5 protein-coding genes and 1 pseudogene are annotated in these 7514 nt (G+C 55.6%); 2 read left to right on the top strand and 4 right to left on the bottom strand.

What is annotated here, in order from left to right:
* Window positions 1-417: 417 nt before the first annotated feature.
* Both AC2FHW_RS19795 and AC2FHW_RS19790 read right to left on the bottom strand, forming a co-directional pair.
* Window positions 418-888, bottom strand: a pseudogene (locus AC2FHW_RS19795) (tyrosine-type recombinase/integrase); the annotation flags it as partial.
* 304 nt (window positions 889-1192) lie between these two features.
* Window positions 1193-2050: a LysR substrate-binding domain-containing protein gene (locus tag AC2FHW_RS19790; RefSeq protein WP_271952822.1), complete on the bottom strand. Its 858-nt coding sequence runs from the start codon at window positions 2048-2050 to the stop codon at window positions 1193-1195.
* A gap of 85 nt (window positions 2051-2135) precedes the next feature.
* On the opposite strand from AC2FHW_RS19790, the gene AC2FHW_RS19785 reads away from it, so the two are divergent.
* A complete protein-coding gene (locus AC2FHW_RS19785) occupies window positions 2136-3158 on the top strand; it encodes a permease (RefSeq protein ID WP_271952824.1) in 1023 nt (340 codons plus the stop codon).
* A gap of 479 nt (window positions 3159-3637) precedes the next feature.
* Here AC2FHW_RS19785 and AC2FHW_RS19780 read toward each other — a convergent pair whose 3' ends face one another.
* Both AC2FHW_RS19780 and AC2FHW_RS19775 read right to left on the bottom strand, forming a co-directional pair.
* Window positions 3638-4003 carry a hypothetical protein gene (locus AC2FHW_RS19780; protein ID WP_496703427.1) on the bottom strand — a complete coding sequence of 122 codons (366 nt, stop codon included), beginning with the start codon at window positions 4001-4003 and terminating at the stop codon, window positions 3638-3640.
* Window positions 4004-4015: 12 nt separating this feature from the next.
* Window positions 4016-4648: a hypothetical protein gene (locus AC2FHW_RS19775; protein ID WP_496703425.1), complete on the bottom strand. Its 633-nt coding sequence runs from the start codon at window positions 4646-4648 to the stop codon at window positions 4016-4018.
* Window positions 4649-4753: 105 nt separating this feature from the next.
* On the opposite strand from AC2FHW_RS19775, the gene AC2FHW_RS19770 reads away from it, so the two are divergent.
* Complete coding sequence (locus AC2FHW_RS19770) at window positions 4754-7441, top strand: hypothetical protein (RefSeq protein ID WP_496708385.1); 2688 nt, start codon at window positions 4754-4756, stop codon at window positions 7439-7441.
* The last annotated feature ends 73 nt before the right edge of the window (window positions 7442-7514 follow it).

The raw sequence follows: 7514 nt of genomic DNA, 5'->3' as shown, positions 1-7514 counted from the left end.
AGATCAGACATGTTCACCGCTCGTTTTTGAACCGTGAATCACGCCGCAAAACGGAAATCAATGGGTCCTGACCCTAGTAATAAGTTCGCTACCAATTTCGTCGAAAACTTAGTTTGAAAGCCGTAAGTTCGTGCGGCGTCGACGTGAATAAGTACCAGGGCACCCGTTTCAAATTGTCCGAAGTGATTGGCCTGTATCCGGTTTTGCCTCTTTCTCTTTGCGACAGACGCGATGCGTAAATAGCTGCCGTTGGTGCGCTGGCAGCGAAAGACAGTATCGTTCGCGTTCTGTGAGTTCGCTTGTGTTGAGATATTGCTGTCGTAGCGAATGACCGAAAAGTGGGCTGCGACCGCAGCATCGTGACGGCATGTCGAGTGACCGGTAAGGGCCGACCGTGTAGGCGGCCCAGAGATGTTTGATTTCAATAGCTTCAGCAATGGCCAAGGCATCCTCAAGTTCAACGCCAAGATACCTGACTGTACTGTCCATCTTTGTGTGCCCCAACAGAAGCTGAACGGCGCGAAAGTTGCCAGTCTTCTTGTTGAACTGAGTGACTTCCGTTCGCCGCATCGAATGCGTGCCATATGCACTTGCTTCCAGTCCGATCGACGTGACCCAGTCCCGAACAATCTACGCATACTGACGTGTCGATATGTGAAGGCGCTCATGAAAACGGCCTAGCCAAAGAAACTCTGATCCGACCATCAATTCGTATTCCATCCATTTTTCGACGGATGTGCGGGTGCCTTCCGATATCTCAAACCGAACTGACTTCTGCGTCTTGTTCTGCAGCACTGAGGCGGGTTCCCTGATCTGGCCTGACGCCAGCACATCCACAACTTTCCTCTTCACAAGGTCGCAGCCGCGAAGCTTGCTGTCGATTGCCATATTGAACAGAGCAAGATCACGATGGTACTCTGCCAATTCAAGCCGCACCCAGATTGCTCAGACATGCTTTGGTTTCAGTAGCCGCTTCTGACCGACAATGCGGCCCTTGTTCCAGGCTAGTCGAAGTGCGCGAATGGCAGGTAAGTTTGGTATTTCCATGACTAATCCTCCGATCCGCCATGCCCTCCCAAAACGACGACCCGACGTTGACACAGGCGTCATACCACAGGATGCCGCGCCGCCTCCGATGTCAGGAACCTAGTCCGACCTGCCCATTCGACAGAGCGCAGCGAAAGTCAGCTTTTTATGGCTTGGCCATAAATGCGGCTCGGATCGCCTCCTTCATAGCGTCCTGAGGCCCTTGTTCTTTCGGCTTGCTGGATGCCATCACCAGCTTGGAGGCAGGCGTGTTTCCGAAGCCCAATGCGTCGTTCACCACCGATAGACCTGCGTGAAACGACGAGCGACCAAGTAGACCTACTGCAATCCCAGCTTCAACCGCTGCAATCACGCCAGAGACGCTCTGACTGGAATATACAACGCGATATGGCTCTCCGCGGGCTTGCAATGAATTGACTGCCGCGTCGCGCCACCAGCATGCATGATCGAACAAGGCCACCGGAAGGCTTTCATCGATCTGAAAATTCCAGCGCACCGACGACACCCAATAAGTTGGGTCTTCATAAAGAACTTCCTCTTGGCTGGACGGGTTTTCGACCTCATAGACCGCAAGGTCCAGCGAACCTTTGTCGAGGGCCTCGGGAAAACTGGTGCTCAGAGCGCATGTGACATCCAGTTCGACTTTCGGATGATGGCGGGTGAAGGTCGCAATGATCGCCGCGAGTTTCGTTCGTCCGTGATCGTCGGGTATGCCCAAACGTAGTTTCCCGCTTACCGTGTTCTGGGAAATCTCTCGTAGTGCCGCATCGAGACGTGCCGTCACGTCCTGCGCGACTGGAAATAGCTTTCGTCCCGTGTCGCTCAGGACCACCCCGCGACCATGCCTGTCGAAGACCGGCTGACCCAGGATCGCTTCGAGGCGCTTGATTTGAAGGCTCGTTGCAGACTGCGACCGGTGGATGCGGGCGGCGCCTTCTGTGACGCTTCCGGCATCAGCCACGGCGACGAAGGTTCGCAGAAGATCGCTATCCAGGTTTTCCATTTGTTTTTCCAATATCGGAAATTGTAACTATGCGTTTCACAGATGCCTCGTGCCGCACTATTTTTCAAGGTCAGAGGAGTATCTCATGTCCGATCAGACAGCTGCCAACCGACCATCCAACCGGAAACCCTTAGTGTGGGGCCTGTTTCTGCTTCTATTGGCAGGTGTAGGTTTTGCTTGGCCGGAACACGCCGCAAACGCAGCAAGGTTCGTCCTATGGGGTCTAATTGTCGTTGCCCCCATTGTCATTCCGGGCATCGTTCTAGCAGCTTGGATCATCGCCAGCGGCGCGGATACCCACATCGCTGGCGCGTTCGAGGGCAGGACGCTGAGAGCGGTTTTGGCGGCATCGCTCATCGGAGCCATCACGCCGGTCTGCGGTGTGACAGTGCTGCCTTTAATGGCCGGATTGCTGGCAGCGGGCGTGCCACTCGCTCCGATCATGGCATTCTGGCTGTCCTCCCCAATAACTGATCCGGCGATGCTCGCGACAACAGCCGCGACACTGGGTTTGAGCTTTGCGATCGGCAAAACACTCGCAGCTTTCGGATTAGGCATATTCGGGGGCGTGGTCACAGGGCTATTCGCCAAGACACCTTGGGCAATGAGCGCGCTTCGAGACAATGGTCTTGCGCGCCAACTGAGTGCCGCACGATGCGGCAGGGATCACCCCTTTGATCCATGGGTATGGCGGTCTGAGGCACGAAGGCATTCTTTCAGCAGACAGTTCTGGGCGACCACGCGGCTGATCCTGATCTGCCTGATCCCGGCATTTGCCGCCGAGTATGCCCTGAACACCGCACTCACGCCGGGCGCACTAGCAACATATGTTGGCGAAGACAAATGGTGGGCAATACCCGCCGCAGTCTTCGTCGGTGCCCCGGCCTATATCGACGGTTACGCTGCGCTCCCGCTGACACGCGGGTTGATCGACAACGGCATGTCCGAAGGCGCGGCGATGGCTTTCCTTGTCTCGGGCGGTGTTGTCAGCATCTGGGGTGCTATGGCCATCGCACCGGTGCTCAAATTGCAACCGTTGATGCTCTATCTGCTGCTTGCAGTTCTTGGTTCGCTTGGGGCGGGGTATGTCTTTGGGTGGATCGTCTGAGATTCAGCGTTAACGGGAAGCAGACGTTCAGCAACCGGCAGCTTCGTCCGCAATGTGTGAGTACGAGCAGCGCCAAAATTTGCACTTGCAGCGAATGACCGAAATGCGGGCTGCGTCCGCAGAATGCCAGCGGGGTGTTGAATGCTTTTTATGGGCCGCTCAGTGCTTTTTGGCCGCGTGCGCGGTAAAATTGCACAATAACCAGTTCTTCACGTCAGAGCTGTGCGGCATTTTGCACTTGGCACCGTGCGGAAGGAGTGCGGTGTTCATTGCTGTTAATGCCTCCGAGCGGCGACGCCCTAGGTGGCACCTGATTGACATTTTGGGTATTTTGGCGCAAAATAAAGGCATATTTAAACAGCATTAACACTATTCCAAATTTGCAAATCACACTTGGTCGAGATTGGTGTAAAGCGTCCTATTTGGCGCAATTCCCAAGAGAAATTGACAGAAGTTCATTTTTAAAACGGAGGCTTACTTTAGCTATGTCCAGTCTTATTCAATCTGTTTTCGGTCGTGTCACCCAACAGGAGAACGGTCAGCCCGTACACGGTATATTGGTCAAGATTCAGGCGGTATTTGGGGATGGCTGGCGCAAGCGAGACGGCTGTAAGATCGATCTTGGATGCGTCCTGACGGCCGCCGATGGCCGATTTGTGCTCATAGTGGATTCGTCGAAAATACCCGAAGACTGTCGATGTGCAGGTCCGATGGAATTGCGGATAAAGCTGCGCGACCGCGATGGCGTGCGCATCCATAAAGCCCGGCTCAAGATTGAGGATTGTTCCTGCACCGACGATATTAAAATCGACGTCGCCATCCCGGCAAAGAAGCTGGCGTGTCACCTGAGGCGCCCGTTAAGCTGGGCTGCACCGGATAAGCCGTTTTTGCCAGAAAGCGTTCTTGATGACATTGAGGAAGCGCTTGAGCTTGCGGATGCTGATCGGTTGCTGCGCAAGCGCACTCACTTCTTTGAGTGCATCCGCCCGACGCTTGCGATTTTTGACAACTCGCTTAGTGATGCCTGGAGTGTTCTGAACGGAGACGTCGCTGCCAAGGGGCGCTATGTGGATGTCCTCAATGCTCTTTGTGCCACGTCGCCAACAGGCTGCGGCTGTGGCGGCGCATCCGGGGATGATGCAGGCGGTATCTTGCAGGACATTTTTTCCGACGACTGCAATGATGACAGCTGTAGGCCCATCAAATCCAAACCCAACCCGGTGTGCTGTTCCGACCATGTCTGCCCGACCGGTAAGTCCCTGATCGCTGACAAAGACATGAGCTTGATGGTCTTTGCGGCCATGCATGTATCCTGTGGTCACAGACCAACAATGATCAAATACGTCGGCGCGCTGCTTGAACAACGTTGCCGGTTCCAGGTGTTGACCGCGCTTCATGAAGCAGCTGTCAACCTGATTTGCAAGAAGCCGCACGCAGGGCGTCATTTTAAGGATCTGCTCGAATATGTGATGTGCATCTGCACCGGTCAAACCTCTTGTGGACAAGTGCCTTGCTGTCAAACTTGTGTCCGCCAGCCCATCCTGGATTGCATCACGGATGCATATAGAAACTGGTGCAGTATCGAATGCTACACCGTGACCAAGATCAACCCAGAGCGTGCCTGCCCCGGTGACACGGTTGCGATCTGCGGGTGCGGGTTTGGCGATATTGCGGGGCAAGTGCAGTTCACCCAGCATGGCACGATGAACCCCGGTCCGATCGCTGTGCCGACCTCGTGGTCAGACGAACGCATCTGCGTGATCGTCCCGTCCAGTGCAGGATGTGGTTTGGCGATCATTCCTCCGACCCAAACGATCAGCGTCTGCGATCGTTTCCTGGACTATCGAAAAAGCGGCACGATGTTGGCTGAGTTCGAAGGCACAAGCGCTGACATTCTCAAGTTTATCGTCAAAGGGCATCAGAACGACGACTGCCTGTTACCCGGCGAGGTTCTGAAAATCCGCTGGAAGGTCTGCGCCGCTGACTCAGTGACTGTGCGCATCGTCAATACAGACACCGGCTCTGCCATTGCGCAGATTTCACCGGCCCCCGATCTGGGACGCTGGGACTTCGATCAGACTGACTTCGACCAAACGACCCGAGTGCGGGTCGAAATCGTCGTGACCGGTAAATGTAAACCTCCTACAGTAAGTCAGGGCTTAGACCTCGTTTTCCAGAACCCGCCGGATCTATCCATCGACGGGGTCGAGGTAACGCAGGCGATTCAGTATTTCCGTGCCAACCAGCATCTGACTGATCCAGCTGACCGCGGCCCGGACAACTCCCTTCAACTTGTTGCCAATAAATCGGCCTGGGTGCGGACATATCTGCGCAGTGGGCAGGATCCGAATTTCGATAATGGGCAGCTCGGCAATGTCAGTGGCACACTTCAAGTGGAACGCCGGGTTGGTGGGATCTGGTCCACGGTAGCCAATATCGTTCCGACCAATGCCCCGGTGACAGCGCAGGACAGTTTCTCGAGCTACGACGCAGAGAGACGCGACATTGATGCGACGCTGAACTTCATTATCCCTGCCAACGTGATGACCGGGCTCTTGCGCCTTTCTATCACTGTCTCGTCGCCAGACGATTGCTATGGAGGCAGCGGCACGGCCCAACAGCTTGTTGATGTCGATCTTGAGCAAGAGTTGCGCGTTGCAGCCGTCACAATTGGCTATAACGGTCCACCGATGGGCGGCGGCGCCAATATTACTTTGCCTGCCCCCAACGCAGCGCAAGTTGCCGCTGATACCAGCTTTGCGCTTCGGGTTTTCCCGGTAGGCAGTACGCCCAACGTGCGGATCATCGACAGTCAGACAACAACACAAGGTCTGACAAACAACAATTTCCCAGCGGGGGGATGCGATCCCAACTGGACGCCGATCCTGAATTTCGTGGCTAACGCGCGCACGAATGACGGTAATCAGGGCGATTGGCTTTACTATGGACTGGTCAATGCGGCGATCCCGCGCTCGCATGGCAACACAGGATGCGCCAGCGGCGGCAACGGCGCTGGCTTGTCCGGTAGCCCGGTCACGTTGGCGCATGAGTTGGGCCATCAGGCGGGTTTACCACATGCCCCATGTGGCACGGTCGGCACGCCAAACGCGAGCTACCCGCTTTACGAGCCTTACGATACCGGCATGACAACGACCGATAGCAATGGCAACACTGTCTATTCGGATGCGAGCATCGGCGAATACGGCCTCGACACAAATGACGGGACAATACACCGGCCAGCCAACAGTGAGGATCTGATGGGTTATTGCGGCCCCCGGTGGGTCTCGATCTTTACGCATAACTATATGCTGAACCGCGCCGAATTTGACCCGGTGGCGCTGGCAACAGGCGTGTCTGGCGGCAATTCGGTGGGGGCAGGCGCCATGGAAGTCGACAGGCAAGACCAGATGCGTCCTTTCGTGACGATCGTGGGAGAGGTCGGCAAAGACATGCAGGTCTCGGTCGCAAGCCTCGTACGGGTTCCAACCCGGCCCTTGCGTATGTCTGGCGCGCGTACCGATCTAGTTTTGCAGTTGATCGGGGACAAGGACGAGGTGATCTCATCTGCGCCGGTGTTCACAATGGATAATCACGACGCCAATGGCGATGGCTGCGGTTGCGGCGGAGGCGATAAAAAGGATCCGCCTAAACCGCCGTATAGTTTCATTGCGGCAATGGGCGATGTCGGCTCCGGAATTGCAATCCGCATCTGCCAGGGGGACGCAGTCATATGGGAGCGCAAGCGACCGGCACGGCCGGTTAAATTGGCTTCGGCTGAAGCCAGCATTGGCAAGTCTGGTCTAAAAGTTTCCTGGAAAACGACCGGTGCCAAGCGTGGTTACGATCCCGATATTTGGCTGCAATGGTCTTCTGATGGTGAACGCTGGAACGGGCTCAGGGTTGGTGCGAGAGGTAACAGCGTTGAGATCGACCCCAACACCATTCCGGTCGACAAGGTTTGGATTAGGGTCCTTGCTCATGACGGTTACTTCACCGCAACGGCAGACACCAAGCAAGTTAAACTGCCACCAGCGCCACCCGAACTCGCCATTATTCACCCCTCTGAGGGGCAAGTGGTGCGCCCGGACCGACCGCTGCATCTCTGGGGTACATTCACTGGCCGCACCGAAGCAAAATCCGTTGAATGGTATCTGGACGGCAAGAAGGTCGCCAAAGATCTGGATGCTTGGATCGATGTACCCAAGCCAGGTGACCATGTGGCGGAGCTGCGCGTTAAAGGCGCAAACCCGGTAACTGTCAAGTTTTCTACAGGTGAGCGCTAGGGTCAGGACCCATTGATTTCCGTTTTGCGGCGTGATTCACGGTTCAAAAACGAGCGGTGAACATGTCTGATCT

Source organism: Ruegeria sp. YTSA108 (genome assembly GCF_059610185.1).
This window is presented reverse-complemented; position numbering and strand designations above follow the sequence as displayed.